The sequence below is a fragment of the Leifsonia sp. NPDC102414 genome, assembly GCF_044765685.1.
In the GTDB taxonomy this organism is placed as follows: domain Bacteria; phylum Actinomycetota; class Actinomycetes; order Actinomycetales; family Microbacteriaceae; genus Leifsonia.
The window spans coordinates 16042-31657 of sequence record NZ_JBIWKN010000011.1; the positions used below are offsets into that span (position 1 = coordinate 16042).

General features: G+C 64.6%; 14 protein-coding genes and 7 pseudogenes. 15 read left to right on the top strand and 6 right to left on the bottom strand.

What is annotated here, in order from left to right; all coding sequences use genetic code 11:
* Window positions 1–61 precede the first annotated feature (61 nt).
* From ACIRCZ_RS20325 to ACIRCZ_RS20340, 4 genes and pseudogenes are all read left to right on the top strand, one after another.
* A complete protein-coding gene (locus ACIRCZ_RS20325; protein WP_402856752.1) occupies window positions 62–1342 on the top strand; it encodes a hypothetical protein in 1281 nt (426 codons plus the stop codon).
* A gap of 179 nt (window positions 1343–1521) precedes the next feature.
* Window positions 1522–1926, top strand: a complete 405-nt coding sequence (locus tag ACIRCZ_RS20330; protein WP_402856755.1) for a hypothetical protein — start codon at window positions 1522–1524, stop codon at window positions 1924–1926.
* Between the two features lie 8 nt (window positions 1927–1934).
* Window positions 1935–2663, top strand: coding sequence for an ABC transporter ATP-binding protein (locus tag ACIRCZ_RS20335; RefSeq protein WP_402856788.1), 729 nt, complete (start codon window positions 1935–1937; stop codon window positions 2661–2663).
* Window positions 2664–3295: 632 nt separating this feature from the next.
* A pseudogene (locus ACIRCZ_RS20340) lies at window positions 3296–3409 on the top strand (transposase); the annotation flags it as partial.
* Between the two features lie 255 nt (window positions 3410–3664).
* Here the strand turns inward: ACIRCZ_RS20340 and ACIRCZ_RS20345 are convergent.
* Window positions 3665–4012: pseudogene (locus ACIRCZ_RS20345) on the bottom strand (MvdC/MvdD family ATP grasp protein); the annotation flags it as partial.
* 113 nt (window positions 4013–4125) lie between these two features.
* Complete coding sequence (gene tgmA, locus ACIRCZ_RS20350) at window positions 4126–4326, bottom strand: putative ATP-grasp-modified RiPP (RefSeq protein ID WP_402856758.1); 201 nt, start codon at window positions 4324–4326, stop codon at window positions 4126–4128.
* Between the two features lie 192 nt (window positions 4327–4518).
* Between tgmA and ACIRCZ_RS20355 the strand changes: the two genes are divergently transcribed.
* From ACIRCZ_RS20355 to ACIRCZ_RS20375, 5 genes and pseudogenes are all read left to right on the top strand, one after another.
* On the top strand, window positions 4519–5385 hold the full coding sequence (locus ACIRCZ_RS20355; RefSeq protein WP_402856761.1) for a hypothetical protein: 867 nt from the start codon (window positions 4519–4521) through the stop codon (window positions 5383–5385).
* A gap of 384 nt (window positions 5386–5769) precedes the next feature.
* A complete protein-coding gene (locus tag ACIRCZ_RS20360) occupies window positions 5770–6006 on the top strand; it encodes a hypothetical protein (protein ID WP_402856764.1) in 237 nt (78 codons plus the stop codon).
* A gap of 51 nt (window positions 6007–6057) precedes the next feature.
* Window positions 6058–6384 (top strand): hypothetical protein, encoded by a 327-nt coding sequence (locus ACIRCZ_RS20365; RefSeq protein WP_402856767.1) that lies wholly within the window; start codon window positions 6058–6060, stop codon window positions 6382–6384.
* Window positions 6385–7222: 838 nt separating this feature from the next.
* Window positions 7223–7657, top strand: a complete 435-nt coding sequence (locus ACIRCZ_RS20370) for a hypothetical protein (protein ID WP_402856770.1) — start codon at window positions 7223–7225, stop codon at window positions 7655–7657.
* 19 nt (window positions 7658–7676) lie between these two features.
* Window positions 7677–8050: pseudogene (locus tag ACIRCZ_RS20375) on the top strand (transposase family protein); the annotation flags it as partial.
* Between the two features lie 165 nt (window positions 8051–8215).
* Here ACIRCZ_RS20375 and ACIRCZ_RS20380 read toward each other — a convergent pair.
* Together ACIRCZ_RS20380 and ACIRCZ_RS20385 are read right to left on the bottom strand one after the other, a co-directional pair.
* Window positions 8216–9398 (bottom strand): annotated as a pseudogene (locus ACIRCZ_RS20380) (IS701 family transposase).
* A 72-nt stretch (window positions 9399–9470) separates the two neighbouring features.
* Window positions 9471–9617 (bottom strand): annotated as a pseudogene (locus ACIRCZ_RS20385) (IS5/IS1182 family transposase); the annotation flags it as partial.
* Window positions 9618–9954: 337 nt separating this feature from the next.
* Here ACIRCZ_RS20385 and ACIRCZ_RS20390 point away from each other — a divergent pair.
* The gene (locus ACIRCZ_RS20390) at window positions 9955–10149 is read left to right on the top strand and encodes a hypothetical protein (RefSeq protein ID WP_402856773.1); all 195 of its coding nucleotides are present in this window, start codon (window positions 9955–9957) and stop codon (window positions 10147–10149) included.
* A 9-nt stretch (window positions 10150–10158) separates the two neighbouring features.
* The gene (locus ACIRCZ_RS20395; RefSeq protein ID WP_402856776.1) at window positions 10159–10704 is read left to right on the top strand and encodes a hypothetical protein; all 546 of its coding nucleotides are present in this window, start codon (window positions 10159–10161) and stop codon (window positions 10702–10704) included.
* On the opposite strand, the pseudogene ACIRCZ_RS20400 reads toward ACIRCZ_RS20395, so the two are convergent.
* A pseudogene (locus ACIRCZ_RS20400) lies at window positions 10635–10836 on the bottom strand (WhiB family transcriptional regulator); the annotation flags it as partial. The gene ACIRCZ_RS20395 and the pseudogene ACIRCZ_RS20400 overlap by 70 nt on opposite strands.
* 133 nt (window positions 10837–10969) lie before the next feature.
* Between ACIRCZ_RS20400 and ACIRCZ_RS20405 the strand changes: the two are divergent.
* The 3 genes from ACIRCZ_RS20405 to ACIRCZ_RS20415 all read left to right on the top strand — a co-directional run bounded on the left by ACIRCZ_RS20405 (window position 10970) and on the right by ACIRCZ_RS20415 (window position 13388).
* The gene (locus ACIRCZ_RS20405) at window positions 10970–11401 is read left to right on the top strand and encodes a GntR family transcriptional regulator (RefSeq protein ID WP_402856779.1); all 432 of its coding nucleotides are present in this window, start codon (window positions 10970–10972) and stop codon (window positions 11399–11401) included.
* Between the two features lie 17 nt (window positions 11402–11418).
* Window positions 11419–12381 carry an ABC transporter ATP-binding protein gene (locus ACIRCZ_RS20410; RefSeq protein ID WP_402856791.1) on the top strand — a complete coding sequence of 321 codons (963 nt, stop codon included), beginning with the start codon at window positions 11419–11421 and terminating at the stop codon, window positions 12379–12381.
* Between the two features lie 77 nt (window positions 12382–12458).
* The gene (locus tag ACIRCZ_RS20415; protein WP_402856782.1) at window positions 12459–13388 is read left to right on the top strand and encodes an ABC transporter permease subunit; all 930 of its coding nucleotides are present in this window, start codon (window positions 12459–12461) and stop codon (window positions 13386–13388) included.
* A 196-nt stretch (window positions 13389–13584) separates the two neighbouring features.
* Here ACIRCZ_RS20415 and ACIRCZ_RS20420 read toward each other — a convergent pair.
* A pseudogene (locus tag ACIRCZ_RS20420) lies at window positions 13585–14765 on the bottom strand (IS701 family transposase); the annotation flags it as partial.
* 170 nt (window positions 14766–14935) lie between these two features.
* Here ACIRCZ_RS20420 and ACIRCZ_RS20425 point away from each other — a divergent pair.
* Entirely contained in the window at window positions 14936–15442 is a 507-nt protein-coding gene (locus tag ACIRCZ_RS20425; RefSeq protein ID WP_402856785.1) for a hypothetical protein, read from the top strand.
* The last annotated feature ends 174 nt before the right edge of the window (window positions 15443–15616 follow it).

Sequence of the window (15616 nt, forward strand, 5' to 3'; positions counted from 1 at the left end):
GGGGTTCGGATTGAATTAGTGCCCCACCCTCAAGTGAACCCGCCCCCACGGAGATCCGCCAGTGAAATTTCTGACATCGTTGCGCACGAGCAGTGCGCTATGGGCATCCCCCTTTGCGCTGGGCTTGACACTTTTCTACTACACGGTTGGCGAAGGCGAGCGGAATCCAGCGAGCTTCGGTTACGCACCCACGTTGGTATCGGAATCCATGGCCCCCATGTATGCCTTCGCTTACGCGGTTGCCTCGAGTTTGGCGGCCTGGGAGGGCGGCAGGCTTAAGGCGGGTGGCGTATGGCAACTGGCAGCCACTCGATCACGTGTCCGTATTGTCGCCAGCGCGTTGACTCCCGTTCTAATTCTCTCTTGGTTCATGCTCATTCTTCCTGTCGCTATTCGGCTCACGAGTGCCGGAGTTTCGCCGACGCTCGACAGCCTTCGACCTATGGTCTTGGCACTGATCCTTGCGGCGGCGCATTGTACTATCGGATTTTCTGTTGGGAACATCCTTCCACGGCAGATCGCGGCTCCGGTTATGGCTGCCGCAATCTTCATCGTGGTCGCCTTCTCTGTATCGACTACCCCATACTGGATTCGGCACGTATCGGGCGAGTATGCAGAACCCCTGATGTTCGGTGAGCTTGTTTCTTTCACTTCCATGTGGCCTCACCTCCTCTTTACCGGCAGTCTTGCGATAGCAGCTCTATCACTTTGGCTTCCCGCGCGGTCAGTAATCATCCGGGTGGCGCTTGCGGCTGCGCTTGCCATGACAGGGATGGTTACGGCTCGGAATTTGGTTGCTCACTGGGGGCCCAGTGAGCCGGTGGTTATTGGGGCAGCACCTATCGAGTGTGTAGGGACCCACCCCAAGGTATGCATGCCTGCAGCAACTTCGGTAAACCTAAAGGATGTGCACAAGGACGCAATCTCTGTTCTCCGGGATTTTCGCGCCGCTGGAGTCGATCCATCCCCTAGGGTCATCACGGATCGTCTAGGCGATGGTCGTTACTATATAAAATCTACGAAAAGCACTTGGCGGGTTAATCTGACCTCCGGGATTGCAGCGAAAACAATTCGTTATCAGCTAGTTAACGCCGCCATCCAGTTCCCCTGTTCTCGCCCCGATCCCGAAACGAGCCGCACTGTAAGGATGTGGGCGGCTACCGTTACCGGTGAAAAAACTGCTTACAAAAAGCAAGTGGAAGCGCAGCAGGAGGCATTTGATACGGACTTGAACAAGGCTGCCAAAATCAAGAAGGCAGTGGATGGTATTCTTAAAGAGTCGACTGGCCGGCAAGCGGCTTGGGTTAGTGGCCAAATCGACGACGCGTGCGGTAACAAATGATCTGGTGGCTAAAGGTGCGCAGAGTTCACAGCGTACTCCTTCCCGCATTTGCTTGCTTCATCGTCCTAGCGCTCATACTGCAGGACACAGTTGCCGTACTACCCTCTGTCACCCCGGGCGGCAGCGCTCATGCGCGGCTTATTCTCTTCGTTCCAATTCCCCTCGTTGCGGCGATATCGATGTCGCTCGATTCAAGGGTTCTGGCGCCCGAAATATCAAGTATGCGCTTGGTTGGCCTGATGGATGTAGGCCTAGTGCTTATTGCAGCACTTCTCTCAATTTCCGTCGGCGCTGCGGTTTCTATACTGTTCGATGCGCCGGAAGTGGCCGCAATCGGCCGTAACACATCCTTCCTAGTGGGGCTCATGCTGTGTGCCCGCGCCATGGTTGGCGCGCCGGCTGTTATGGCGCCAACAGCCTGGGTTTTGGCTGTACTTTTTATTGGATTTCGGTCTCCTTATAATCCGTATTACTGGACCGTCCTGCCAGAGTCGGTGGCTGCCATTCACGCATCAATCATTGCTGTACTTGTTTTCATCGCTGGCATTATTGCCTCGCTCTGTACATCCAGGAGCCATCCGTGACCCTCGAAATGAAGTCATGCAGTTACACCTACCGGCGCTGGCATGCTCCAGTACTCGAAAACTTCAATTTCCAACTCATGCCGGGTCTAACCGTGCTCCTTGGCCCGAACGGGGCGGGAAAGTCCACGCTCCTAAAGCTTGGCGCCTCAATCACACGGCCCGACTCTGGGACTGTTACCCTAGACGGCCTTCGCTCGAGTACCAAGGCATATAGAAAATCTGTGGCTTGGATGCCACAGAGCATCCAAGCAATGCCTTCTTTGACTGCGCGGGAGCATGTCGCCTATGTGGGGTGGCTCAAAGGCTTGAACCGTCGAGATTCCTGGGACCGGGCTGCCGACGCTTTGGCTCGCGTTGAGCTCTCCAGAAAGGTTGACACCAAGACGACGGCGCTTTCAGGAGGGCAATTGCGTCGTGTAGGTGTCGCCTCGGCCCTCGTTCATGATGCACGTGTTCTCCTGCTGGACGAGCCTACGGCTGGAATGGACCCTCATCAGCGTCGCGTATTCCGTGACATCCTGAGCGAGGTTACTGAAGAAATTAGTGTCCTCATGTCCACCCATGATGTTGCAGACTTGGCGGAAGAAGCGGATTACGTTACCGTCCTAGATAATGGCAAGATTATCCACGATGGAACGACGCAGACGTTTCTGGCCCATACGCCGCCTGGGACGGCCAGTGGCCGCCTAGCGGAAGGTGCGTATTCCGCTCTATTGGGCGCCTACGGCGAAGAATAGTTGCGAAGGCTATGACTGCGGAGTCTGCCAGTACTGAGGCACGTCGGTCGTTTCGGAGATCCACGATGTGCCAGCGACACCCGCCCCCGAGTCTGCAGCACCCCTCAGGGTTAGCTGATTCAGAATGGATAACAGGGACCGCGGGCGGCAGCGGCACCTTCGGTGCTCAGGTGGAGCGGGGTAATGAACCCGCCGCGCGAGCGGCCCAAGCCCACCCTCACGCACCACTACCACCAGGCAGGCGCGCAGGCTCTGCCACGCAGTCTCACCCGGATCGGCTCCCTTTGAGACCCGAGCTGGCAGGATCGGTACGAGCGCCAGCCGCCTCACTATCGTGGAGTCTACAAATAGTGGATAACACGATGAGGTGGCTCGGTCCTGACAGTCGTGTCCAGGGCGGTAGTTGAGCGTTCGGTCAGTGTGGGGGAGCCGCCGTGGACCGTGTCGGATGAACTGTGGGACCTCTTGGAGACGCTGTTGCGGCAGCGTGAGCGACGCTTTCGGTATCTGGCCACAAGCCGCTACCGGACCGGTAGCAGCTATACGGGATCCTGTACGGGCTGCACACCGGGATCCAGTGGGAGTAGCTGCCACAAGACCTTGGCTTTGGCTCGGGCATGACGTGCCGGCGCCGCTACCACTTGACCACTGACGGGCACGGCACCCCGCTGGCTGTCATGCTGACCGGCGGCAACCGCAACGACGTCACCCAGCTCATGCAGTTGCTCGACGCAATCCCGCCTGTCCACCGTCCCGGCCACGCCGTCATCGACCTCATCAGCCGAGACGTCGGTGACCTGCACAACGGACGACGCCCCGTCGATGAGATACACCGAGTTGTGGAGCGGCTTGTAGATGACCGGCGTGTGCTTGTTGATGAAGGCCCGGGCCGCCTCGGGGCTCGACGTGATGAGCGTGGGCGGCACGTCGAAACTGGCCGCGACGGCCGCGGCCAGCCCGGCAGGCTTGAACTCCGCGTCGCCGATCCTGTGCGGGTGGTTGACGTTCAAGCAGCCCGGCAACGAGGCCAACACGCCCCCGAGCCCGTACCGCGCCTGGGTGACAGCGAACCGGGCGTCCTTCTCGTCGAGGTGAGGGAAGGCGAACCCGGAGGGGCGCTGGTAGTACAGGGACCGGATGCCTGCGAGGTCGGCGGTCCGGGACGGGGTGCTGATGCTCCCCCGGACGCCGTGAGCGGTGATCTCAGCCTCCACCGACAGTGCCCCGGGGAAGTCCCCGGAGTCGAGCCGTACGACCGGGACACCCCGGTCGTGCAACTCGGCGATCACCACGTCGGCGGTGGGGTCGTACAGTGCGGTGACGACCAGCACCGGACGCGGATCGGTCACTGGTCGGAGTCGCTCCCGCTGGCGCTGTCCCGCGTCGAGCCGTTGCCGTCGGGACTGGTACCCGTCGACGGCGAAGTACCCGTGCTGGTGCCGTGACCGGGCATCTCCATGGCCTATCCGCGACCGTCGAAGAACCGGGCGGTCTGGGTGGCGGGGTCGAGTTCGGTGTGCGCGTAGGCCGGTGCCATCGTCGGGTAGGGCGCCATGCGCTGTAGGCCCCACGGTGTCGGAGTGATGATGCCGGATGGAACCGGCGGTGTCCGACCCCTGTGACGCCCTTTCTGCGCAGGGGTCCAGTTGGCGAACCGTGCCAACTGAGCGCTCGGCGCAACTACACCTCAAATGGCTTGCCCCAAGGCTGGTTGCCGACCAGGATCACCTCATGACGACCAGAAAGGGCCATGCCGTCTAGGCAACCCGCTGCGCTCTCCACCGCTCGTGCACCGCCGTCGCCGCACCGCAGTGCCCGCTGGTAGTGACCGACCGCCCACTCAGGAGAGCCCACCGTGCAGAAGACCGCCCTCGTTCCCTACGCCCGTCTGCCTCATGCGCAGCACGACCGCCACGTTCTAACCAGTACCGTCGACGTTTTCGGCACCGCCCACTGGCTGCTTGCCGACCGCGCTCCGCAACCTGGCGACGCTGCCCGGCCCTTTGACGCGCTGGTCGTTTCCGTCGATCCGAACGGCAGCACCGAACTCACCGAGCTGAGCGCCGTGCGAGCCCGCTGGCCCCACCTGGACCGCCTGCCCGACGGCGGGTTCGTCGTCGCCGCCTCCCGCACCCGCCAGCACGAGGATGGGGATCAGGTCCAGATCTTCGACGCGCTCGGCCGCGAGACCTCGTCCTTCTCTGTCGGAGACGCCATCGAGCACCTGCTCGTGGACGAGGCCGGCCACATCTGGGTCGGGCACTTCGACGAGAACCCGGTAGGAATCCGCCGCTGGAGCGCCACGGGCCAACTCACGTGGACGTCGGACAACGCCCACATCCCCGGTCTCTTCGACTGCTACGCCTTGAACGTGTCGGGCACCGTCGCCTGGGCATGCCCGTATACGGACTTCCCCCTCGTCGAGATACGCCCCGACCGCACTCAGCGGCCCGTCAGAGTGTGGGCAAACCGCGTACGAGGCGCCAAAGCGGTGGCCATCCGCGGTGAGCGGGTCGCCTTCTACGGTGGCTACGGCGAAGAGCGGGACCGACTCGCCCACGGAGAGATCATGGAAAAGTCCGTCGAGCAGGCGGACGTCGACCTGCTCACCCTGCCCGATGGCTCTGCCCCCGGCCGTCGGCGGGTTGTCGGCCGAGGAAGCAGGATCTACGTCCAGGCCGAGCCGTTCACCACCTGGGGCGTGTTCGACCTCAGCAGCTGATCCCCGTTCTGACCGCGCAGGGAGCAACGTGTCGCCGTCCTTCGTACACCGAATCACCAAGTACGATCCCGCCGACCGTGACGAACACGGCCACTACACGGGTGCCGAGGAGGCGGTCAGTGACCATGGGCCGGTCGAAGCCGCGTACCTAGCGGCGATCGCCGCCTTCGCCGAGGCCTCGGGCATCGATCGGCTGGAGATCCGAAAGCCCGAAGTCACCGGCTTCGTCTACTTCGGCGTGGAGGACATGGCCTTGGCGAGCTCTTCCCGCCCTATCCCGCCGGTTACCACGACGGGGCCGAGGTCTCCCTTCCGGTCGCTCTGGAGCTGGTCCGGGGCATGCTCCGCGACCGAGGTGCCTGGTGTCGTCTGGAGGCGGGGGTCGTGTTCACCGTGCATGTCGGGTGGGACCAGTACGTGTATGTGGGCATTGACCGGCTCTGCGCGGACGCTGTGGCCCGTACACGGGAACTCGGGTTTTTCCCGGAACTGATGAAGGCCTCCCCCTATGCAGCGGAGCTGGAGGAGCCGGACGTGACGGAGGCGGCCGACGAAGGGTTCTGGGCGCGCGTGCGCACCACGCTGGCCGTGCGGAAGGCAGTGCTTCTGGAGGAGGGCTAGGTCCGCAACGCTGCACGCTTCCAACGCCCCACGCCGGAGAGCCGCAACGCGGTGCGTAGTGGTCTCTGCCCGCGCGACCTGCTGACCGTCTGGCCGGACCTGAATCCCGATGTCGGCACGGTGCTTGCCACGCTGCCGGAGGAGGGATCCGCGGAGTTCGTCTGGGAGGCACAGGACGGGACGATCAGACACGCGGTCGTCGATGACACCGAGTACCAAGAACTCGCCACCCTGGTGGCCGACGCCCGAGCGGCCTGCGCCCTGCCCATGTACATCGACGAACGCCACCCGCTGCGCCGCCCTGCCCGACAGCGACGGCGTGCTGCGCGCCCGGTGGTGACCCCGTTCACGCCGGTTGGCCACAGACCGGTAGCTTGACTGACCCGGCGTCTGTGTCCCGAACCTTGCTGCGGCAGTTTCCTCTTCGGCCGTTCGTCCGTTGAACGGAATGTCGGATGATGGGGCTGCTCTCGGGGGGCTTGTGCAGTTGTTCTTCGTGGACCAGCGCCGGGTCTGGAAGGTGGGTGCGGTCGCGGGTCAGAGCTATGCAGAGCTGAGCGAGTTCTTCGAGCGGCGCCGACTGCCCCGGGGCACCCTGATCCTGCTCGATGACACGATGCGTCCGGTCGAACCGCTGAACAGTTGGTTCCAGGCGATGGGGCTCGCGGGCCGTGATGCGAAGACGATGAAGGCCTACGCGTTCACCGCGTTGGTGTTGTTCACTTCCTGGCCACCCGTGGCCGCGATTTCGCCTCGGCGAGCGAGGCGGACCTGCTGGAGTTTCGGTTGTGGCGGCGGGAGCAAGCCGAGGAGACGGTCGGACAGGCCGCTTGGGATCGTGATTCGGCGGCACTCGGCCAGCTCTACGACTTCTTGGTCCAGCGGGGACAGGCCCCTGGGCGGCCGTGGCGCCACACCGGCCGTACGGCCTCGCTGGGCAGCGGTGTCAGCCGTGACCTGCGTGTGCGCCACATGGAACTCGAGCAGTACCTGTTCTGCCATGACGTTGGGTTCGGGGGGCTGCGGCCGGACGCCAGCCTGGACGGCACATTCCGTGGATGGTGGCCGCACCGCAATCGTGCCGCGTGCGAGCTGGGCCGAGTTCGGGCAGCAGCAGGGTGGACCGCTCCTGCAGCCACATGCCGGTCGTCTCTCGGGAAGGGCTGTCCTGTATATGGCTGTGAGCTGGTAGGTCGTCTGGCGGTACTGTCGGCCGATGGAGTCTGTGAAGCCGAACGGGTGTCCGCTTCACGGCGGCGGGGCGGCTGCCCAGAGTCTCGTGGGGCGCCTGCTCGCGGAGGTCGTCGCTTCACGGCACGTGTGTGGCGACGGTGATCTCGCGGCGCCGCTGGACGTATGGCTGATCGATGACCGGGGTGCAACCGTCCGCGTCACGACTGGACCGGACGGGTGTCTGATCGTCGAGAAGGCGGAGCCTCACACCGGCTACGACATGGGCGACTCGGGACGCATCACTGTGGGAGCGATCGGGAACGAGACACCATTCGCAGATTACGTCGGGGAAAGCATTCTGGCGGTGCAGGAAGAGCACGAACCGAACACCGGACGCGTTGCCTTGGAGCTCTCATTCCCAAGAGGTCGCGTCCGCTGCGAAAGCTGGGCTGGGGACCTCCGTCTGACCCTGATGTGATGATCTTGGTGTGGCTGGTGTGGCTGGTGTGGTCACGGCGTCGGAGCCATCCTGGATAAACCCGTTCACCGGGCTCAGCCCGCGGCAGTTCGGGAAGCTGGTGTCGGTGCTGCGGCGCAGGGGTGCGGACACGGTCCGCAGGGGCCGGCCGTGGAGTCTTCCGCTGGAGGACCGTGCCCTGCTGGTTGCGGCCTACTGGCGCACGAACCTGACCATGCGGCAGCTCGCTCCGCTGTTCGGGGTGTCGAAGTCGGCGGCGGACCGGATCATCGACCATCTTGGCCGATGCGCGCGCTCCAGCCTCGCAAGCAGTTCGCCAAGGGCACCGTGCTCATCGTGGACGGCACCCTGGTCCCCACCCGGGACCACACCATCGCCGAGCGGTCGAAGAACTAGTACTGCAACGGTGTCTGTCCTGATTGCTGGGCAGTTTTCAGGGACTGTGTCCGCGTCGTTTGTAGTGGCTGGTGCGGGCTTGGTGCTGGCGTCGTCGGCGCCATGTCGACCAGTGCAGGGTGTGGTCGACGGGGGTGGGTCGGCGGTCAGTGAGGCGGGTGATCAGTCGTCGTATCTCGGCGAGGCTGAGGTGGATGAGCTGGGAGGATCCGTTTCTGCTTTCTCCGTGTCCAGCTGGCGGGCTCGCAGGACGGTGAGGCAGGCGTGGGCGGCCATGGCGAGTGTCATGTGGCGTTGCCAGCCGGGGTAGCGGCGGACCTGGTAGTCGTCCAGGCCGCACTCCTGCTTCGCGGTCTGGAAGCATTCCTCCACCGCCCAGCGGCTGGGCGATGCGGATCAGTTCGTCTAGCGTGGTGTCGGCGGGGCAGTAGGCGATGTAGTAGGAGATCTCGTCAGGCCGGCTGACGCTGCGGCGGGCGAGAACCCAGTGCCGGCGGTCTTCGCGGTGCCAGGGCCTCACCTCGACGCGGGCCCAGTCGTAGATCCGCCGGCCGTGGGCTCCCGCGCCGCACGAACGGCGCTTCCACTTCTGCCGTGGCAGGCCGGGAAACAGCTCGTGGACGGGGTGATCGATGGACCAGCGGGTGACGACCGTGTCATGCCGGGTGGTGGCCATGACGTGGAAGATGTCGGCCTGCTCCAGCTCGAACCGCCAGCCCTTGCTGTAGCCGTAGGCGGCGTCCGCCGTCACCCAGCCGAACGGGATCCGGTTCGCGACGGCCTTGCGGACCATCGCCTTGGCCATGGCCACCTTCGTCTCGAAGGCGACCTCGTCGCCGATGCCAGCCCGGCGGCAGCGTTCCCGGTCTTCCGTCCACGACGTGGGCAGATACAACCGCCGGTCGATCAGCGTGCGGCCGCGGCCGGTGGCGTAGGCGAGGAACACTCCGATCTGGCAGTTCTCGGTGCGGCCGGCGGTTCCGGAGTACTGCCTTTGCACCCCGGCCGACAGCAGGCCCTTCTTCAGGAAGCCGGTGTCGTCGACGATGAGCACGGCGTCTCGGTCGCCGAGGTGTTCCACGACGTAGTCGCGGACGTCGTCGAGGACCTCGTCGGCGTCCCACTCGATCCGGTTCAGCATCCGCTGGATACGGTCCGGCCCCTCATGACCGGCTTCCTCGGCCAGCGTCCAGCCGTTCTTGCGCTGCAACGGAGCGATCAGGCCCCGCATGTAAGCCAGAGCCGACTCCCGCGGCTCCGACCTACTGAAACGGTGCGCGAACCGTCCATGCACAGCATCCAGTTCACCCGCCCACACACGCACATCCGCAAGGTCCCCACCCATACCCACACCAACGACCGAACTGGCCAGCAGTCACGGTAGACACCGTTGCAGTACTAGGTCGTTTCCTTTGGATCATCTTGCGGACCAGATGAAGATGGCTGCGAGGTGGAGTCCGGCGAGGTAGATGGTGGCGGTCTTGTCATAGCGGGTGGCCCGGCCGCGCCACTGCTTGAGCTTTTTGATGCAGCGCTCGACGGTGTTCCGCTGTTTGTAGGCCTCGCGGGGAGGGACGCGATGCGGACCTACGGCCCCGGTCGCCCCCGCGCCTGCGGGGATGGGCCACCGTGTCCGTGGCGTCGGCTACCGGGCTCGTCTCATTGGCTACACGGACAAGGGCCGGTCACGAGCTGTCTCCGCCGCCCGATCGCGGGCGCGGCGGATACGTTCCACGCTAACAGGGCGCTGTACCCCTTCTGTTGTGGTCACCTCAACCCGTTCTCATTTGCAGGTAGTCGCGGGGGGAAAGAAGAACACGCGACGTCCTCGCAAGCCGACCAGCATCCCGCGCAGGCCTCGCGCACCGTTCACATCGGGGGAGTGCCAGCAGGCCATCGCGGTGACCGAGCAGGTGCAGCGGCAGGTGTGGTGGCTCTACACCGCGTGCTCCCGCCGTATCGCCTACGCCCTGCGCCCGCTGATCGCCGCCGGATGGACGGCACCTCAGCTCGCCGCCGAACTCGCCACCTGGGGCGTCCCTCCGCACCTGAAGGACGCGGCCGCCTACCTTCGCCACGAATTGCACCGCCGGTAGCAGCACAACGTGCTCCCGCACACCCGGCTGCCCGCCCACGACGTGCCCATCGACGACGGCTCCCGCTATGAGGCCATGCTCCGAAAACGCGCCCGACAGGGCGCCCCCGCCTTCCGCCGCTCCGCCGAACAGACTCGAGACGCTCTCCGCGAAGCACTCGCCCACCGGCGCCGCAGCCGTCGGGAGCAGACAGGCAGGCCCGTCTACCGGCCGGTGCTGCGCGAACCGGAGGTCTTTCTCGCGTCCCTGCCGGGCGACACCTGGAGGGACGAGCCCACCCCACGGGAGATCTACGCGGCCCGCGCCCGTGGAACGTCAGCAGGCTGCGGCCGCGTTCTGTCGCCGGTGCGAGAGGACATCCAGCACCACCTGCACGAACACACGGAAGCGGCACGGGCCTGCGACCTCCTGCGCGAGGCCTGGCAGGGCCTGCCGGACGTCCCAGACGCCGCGCCGATCGAGCAGGCAAAAACGGCTTCGGGCCTCTACCAGCTCTCCGCCCCGGCCGGAGCAGCCTTGCCGTCCAGCAAGACCTTCCTCCACGAGGTGACATGAGGCTGGCGGCGGAGCAGTGCCCGCCGCTCGCGCTCGGTCATTCCGACCCACACGCCCCGCTTGGCGAGGGCGTCGGCGAGGCTCTTCGGTACGGACGGAACAGACCGCACGTATCGCTTTACCCCGAGCTTGTCCTCATTTGGGCTGATTATGGCTTACTGGCGGCGTTGGCCTGCGGTGGGCCGCGCGGCAGAGCTCGTTTGACAGATCGCTAACGGCACCTCCATCATCATTCCACTAATGTAGTAGCTAAATGGTGGAGGCCATGGAGTTCCGCATCGACCGGCGCAGCGCGATTCCCGCTTATCAACAGGTTGTAGAACAGACCAAGCAGGCTCTGCGGTTGGGTGCTCTCATGCCCGGAGACCGCTTGCCCACGGCCAAAGAAGTCGCCGAGGCCAGTGCTCTTAACCCCAACACCACCCTCAAGGCTTATCGGGAGCTGGAGCGCGAAGGGTTGGCCGAGCTGATGCCCGGCCTCGGCACGTTCATCCGCCGCTCGCTCGCGCGTCCACAGTCAGGATCCGACTCGCAGCTGCGTGAGGAGCTCGAAGCGTGGGTGGGGCGAGCCCGAGACGCAGGCTTGGAGCGAGAGGACGTATCTGCCCTTATCGCTTCGCTCCTGGATGCAAAGTACGCAGAGGTCGCGGCCCCCGGAAGTAGATCGACGAGCTTGAATCGCAAGGAGCAACAGTGAGTAACGCCAGGGATGCTATGGACATAGCCGACCCCATCGAGGAGTCGGCTATCGAGGCTTTCGGGGTGGGTAGGAAGTACCGTCGAGGCTGGGCTTTGCAGGATTGTTCGTTTCGGCTGCCAGCAGGACGGATCTGCGGGCTGGTGGGTCCCAACGGAGCCGGCAAGACAACCCTTATGGCGATCGCCGCCAACCTGCTGAAGCCGACGGACGGCACGCTCACGGTATTTGGAGCGGCACCGGAATCCGCCGAGGCAGGCCTGCGTACGGCATTCCTCGCACAGGAGAAGCCACTGTTCCGCCGGTTCACCGTCGCTGAGACGCTACGTCTGGGGCGAGAACTCAACCCTGGCTGGGACCAACAGGCGGCCGAGGGCATCGTCCGAGCCGGCAATGTGGCCATGGCTGCGAAGATCGGTACGCTCTCCGGCGGACAGCGGACCCGGGTGGCATTCGCCCTCGCATTCGGCAAGCGGCCCGACCTGCTTCTCCTGGACGAGCCGATGTCCGACCTCGATCCCCTGGTCCGCCATGAGCTCATGGGCACATTGCTGGCGGAGGCGGCTGAGCGTGGAACCACTGTGGTGATGTCTTCGCACATGCTCAGCGAGATAGAGAACGTCTGCGACTTCCTTCTTGTGCTGTCCACCGGCGGTCTGCGCGTGGCGGGGGACGTTGAGGAGATCCGCAGCGCCCACCTCCTCGTGCAGGGAGCTCACAGCGACACCCGTCAGCCCCACGGTATCCCGGCCGAACTCGCTGCACACACTGTCATTGAGAGCCGCACGAGCGGGCGCCAAGTGACCGCTCTCATTCGTCCGGACGGGCCTGTTGCCGGCCAATGGCACAGTCGCACCCCTGGGCTGGAGGAGCTTCTCCTGTCCTACCTGCGCTCCCCTGACGCGCCTCCTCTGATCAGTCCCACACCCCAGATCCCTCTCGCCTTCAACTCTCACGGCTCGCAGGTGACAGCACCATGAGTAATCTCGCTCCCCTCTCCGCGGCCGCCCCCGTCGCCCCATCGCCCACCCCGCGCCGCGGTCCCCGCCTGAGCGGCATGATCTGGCTCGTCTGGCGCCAGCACCGAGCTGCCTACTGGACTCTCCTCGCTGCCACCGCATTGTCCGTGGCATGGATCATCCTCAAGCGAGCCGACCTCGCTGACTACCTCGCTGCCCATGGCTGGCCATCAGCCACGGGTAAATGGGTCGACGGGCTGGGCCCTTACCAGTTCGAACTCCAGAAGGTGGGTCTTGGCCTGGGCTTTGCTCCCATCCTGCTGGGCGTCTTCCTTGCCGCTCCTCTTCTTGCCGGTGACCTTGAATCCGGCACCGCTAAGCTCATCGCTTCCCAGTCCGCGAGCAGGATCCGCTGGCTCTGCACGAAGCTGGGCCTCAGCATGCTGGTCGTCGTTCTCTGCACGACTGCCCTATCGATCGCGTTCGGCTGGTGGTTCGAGCCGATCAAGAGTTCAGACTCGGGAACGAGTTGGAGCGATGGCTTCATATTCGACAACACGGGCCCAGTCCCCGTCGCACTCGCGCTGTTCACCGTCGCAGCGGGTATGGCAATTGGCATGATCTTGCGCCGCACACTTCTCTCCATGGTGGTCACGTTCGTCGCCGCCGTGATCGTCCAACTCCTGTGGGGCCGGGCTCGGCTGCATCTCGGCGACGTCATCACTTTGACGACCACCGGCAAGGACCACCCCATGGTCTTCCCCGAGATACCTCACGGAGCGATTGAAATCGATCGCTGGTACGCCACGGGTTCAGGCGGCACGCGCGGCCTGGGCACCTGTATTAATGGCGCTGAGAGCATCCGCGCTGCCTGCCGACAGAAGGCCGACATCTCAGGCTGGTCCATCGACTACCTGCCCATTTCACAGCTGCACAGCATGCAGTGGTTCGGGGCCTCGATCCTTTTCGTTCTCACAGCCCTGATCACCGTATTCATCCTGCTTCGAGGCCACAAGCGGGTCGTCTGACCTGCCGGCCCCTGGAGGAAACAGACTCCGTCACCAAGCAAGTCGGTCGGCGCCGTCTTCTGGCTACGGAGATCGTCTTCGTCAGCGACCTTGTCGGTTCAGGCGTCGAATGGCAGACAGCCACCGGGCCAGGTGACGAGGCCATGCTTCCAATCCTCCGGAGGATCCAGCGAAAGCTGGCCAAGACCGTGAGCACGTAGTGGCAGGCGCGGGCCCGGGCCTGGTGGCGTCGTCGCCACTCGGACCAACGGAGCCTGTGGATGACTGTGTGGACGGTCTGGGCGACAAGTGTGGTGAACAGGTGCTGGATCTCGTTGCAGGTCAGCAGGACCAGGTCGTCCGGAGGTGGCTCCTGCGCACGTTCGTCGGCGGTGGCTGCGGCAAGGAAGGCGTGGGCGAGCATCGCGAGGGTGACCCAGCGGTACCTGGATGTCCAGCACCTGACCTGGTGTTCGTCGAGCCCGGCCAGGCCCTTGCTGGACTGGAAGGTCTCCTCGACTGTCCATCTGCGTCCTGCCACTTTCACAAGGGCGGACAGCGGCACTCTTGCCGCCGAGTAGCAGTGGTAGAAGGCAGTGGATGGCGGTGGCCGGGCCGGTCGTCGGCGATGTCGGCCAGGGCCCAGTCGTAGAAGCGGTGCCCTTTCGCTCCGGCGCCGACGGAGAGCTTCTGCCAGGCTCGCTTCGGCAGCTTCTTGACCAGGACGTCGGCGCGAAACTTGCCCGCGCGGGTAGTGATGTGGTGGTCGCAGGCGACGGCGAGGACATAGCCGACCTGCCGTCCCTCCAGCGCGGTCCGTAGATGGGGGTTGCCTCCGTAGACCTCGTCACCGGCTACCCAGGACGCGGGGACGCCGGCGTCCAGCGCACGGCCGATCATGCGTGCGGCGAGCGTGGGTTTCGTGGCGAAGCTGACGGTGTCAGGGATCCCGGCCGCACGGCAGCGGGCCGTGTCCTGGGCCCAGGAACGCGGAACGTACGGTTCCCGGTCGATCGCCGCGTGCCCCCTCGGGGTCGCGTAGGCGAGGTAGACGGCCACCTGACTGTTCTCGATGCGTCCGGCGGTGCCGGTGTATTGACGCTGCACGCCCACCGTGGCGGCGCCCTTCTTCAGGTCGCCGGTCTCATCGACGACCAGCACCGCGTCGTGGTGGTGCAGCTGCTCGACGACGAAGCCGCGGATGTCATCGCGGACCGCGTCGGCGTCCCACCTGGCCCTGGACAGCAGGTGCTGCATGCCGTCCGGGGTCGTGTCCCCTGCGTACTCGGCGAGCGTCCAGCAATTCTTGCGTGGCAGGTCCGACAGCAAACCGAGCACGAGCGCCCTCGCCCGGCGCCGCGGTTCCACCCGGGCAAACCGCCCCGCGATGCGGCCCATCAGGACCTCGAACCTGTCCTGCCACCGGGCAGGATCCATGCTGTGACCTGCGGCTACCGTCTGATCTTCTGTCTTCACACACCGATGATCACCGGTGGCCGCACCCATTCCCGGACCAGCCCCAGAGCCTCCGTAAGTCGCGTGATTTCTGGTTCTGAGAGGATCCTGGCGTGTTCAACTTCGGGATCGAAACCTACCGGCCTGATTGGCTGAACGGTCGCTCCGCGGTCGTGGCAGGCCACGGCCAGCAACTGCGTGCGCTCATCGGCCGTCCGTTGACCCATGCCTGGCTGGTCTGGGACGTTCAGGACAACGAGTGGTTCTCCGACTGCCCGGTCCTGCTCGATTTCACCGGAGAACAGGTTGAGATCAACCACCAAAAGTTCGACGACCTCTCGATCACCTGGAACACGGTGGACCCCCACCAGCCGGTCCTGTGGCCCGACTTTGATCTCCAGTGGCGTCACAACATGCGCGCCGAACTGGGCGCCCTCCAGGGCCAGATCCTCCAGGACGTAGAGCTCCTGGAGTGGAACGGGAGCGACATGGCCCAGGGAACAGTCGCCGTCAGCTTCCGCTTTCCCCACAGCCAACTGACCATCGCCAACGCCCTCGACGAGAATGGGCTGACCTTCGGGCCACCGGAGTCGCGCTACCAGCGTCACTCACTGCGCTAAGAGGTCCTAACAGAAGCTGTTGATCATGTGACTTTCGGCTTCAGCGTTCGTTGGTCTGGTCGTGGGGAAGCGTCAGTCTCGGCCGTGGATCGTTTCGGATGAACTGTGGTCGCTCATCGAGCCGTTGTTGCCCGAGGCCGCTCCGAAATTGGTGGAGGGCAGACCGCGGGTGCC

What these genes read in the sequence shown, in the direction of transcription:
- ACIRCZ_RS20330 (WP_402856755.1), top strand. Translation starts at nt 1,522, where the DNA reads ATGTCGCTCGATTCAAGGGTTCTGGCGCCCGAAATATCAAGTATGCGC.
- ACIRCZ_RS20335 (WP_402856788.1), top strand. Translation starts at nt 1,935, where the DNA reads ATGAAGTCATGCAGTTACACCTACCGGCGCTGGCATGCTCCAGTACTC.
- ACIRCZ_RS20370 (WP_402856770.1), top strand. Translation starts at nt 7,223, where the DNA reads ATGGAGTCTGTGAAGCCGAACGGGTGTCCGCTTCACGGCGGCGGGGCG.
- ACIRCZ_RS20405 (WP_402856779.1), top strand. Translation starts at nt 10,970, where the DNA reads ATGGAGTTCCGCATCGACCGGCGCAGCGCGATTCCCGCTTATCAACAG.
- ACIRCZ_RS20410 (WP_402856791.1), top strand. Translation starts at nt 11,419, where the DNA reads ATGGACATAGCCGACCCCATCGAGGAGTCGGCTATCGAGGCTTTCGGG.
- ACIRCZ_RS20415 (WP_402856782.1), top strand. Translation starts at nt 12,459, where the DNA reads ATGATCTGGCTCGTCTGGCGCCAGCACCGAGCTGCCTACTGGACTCTC.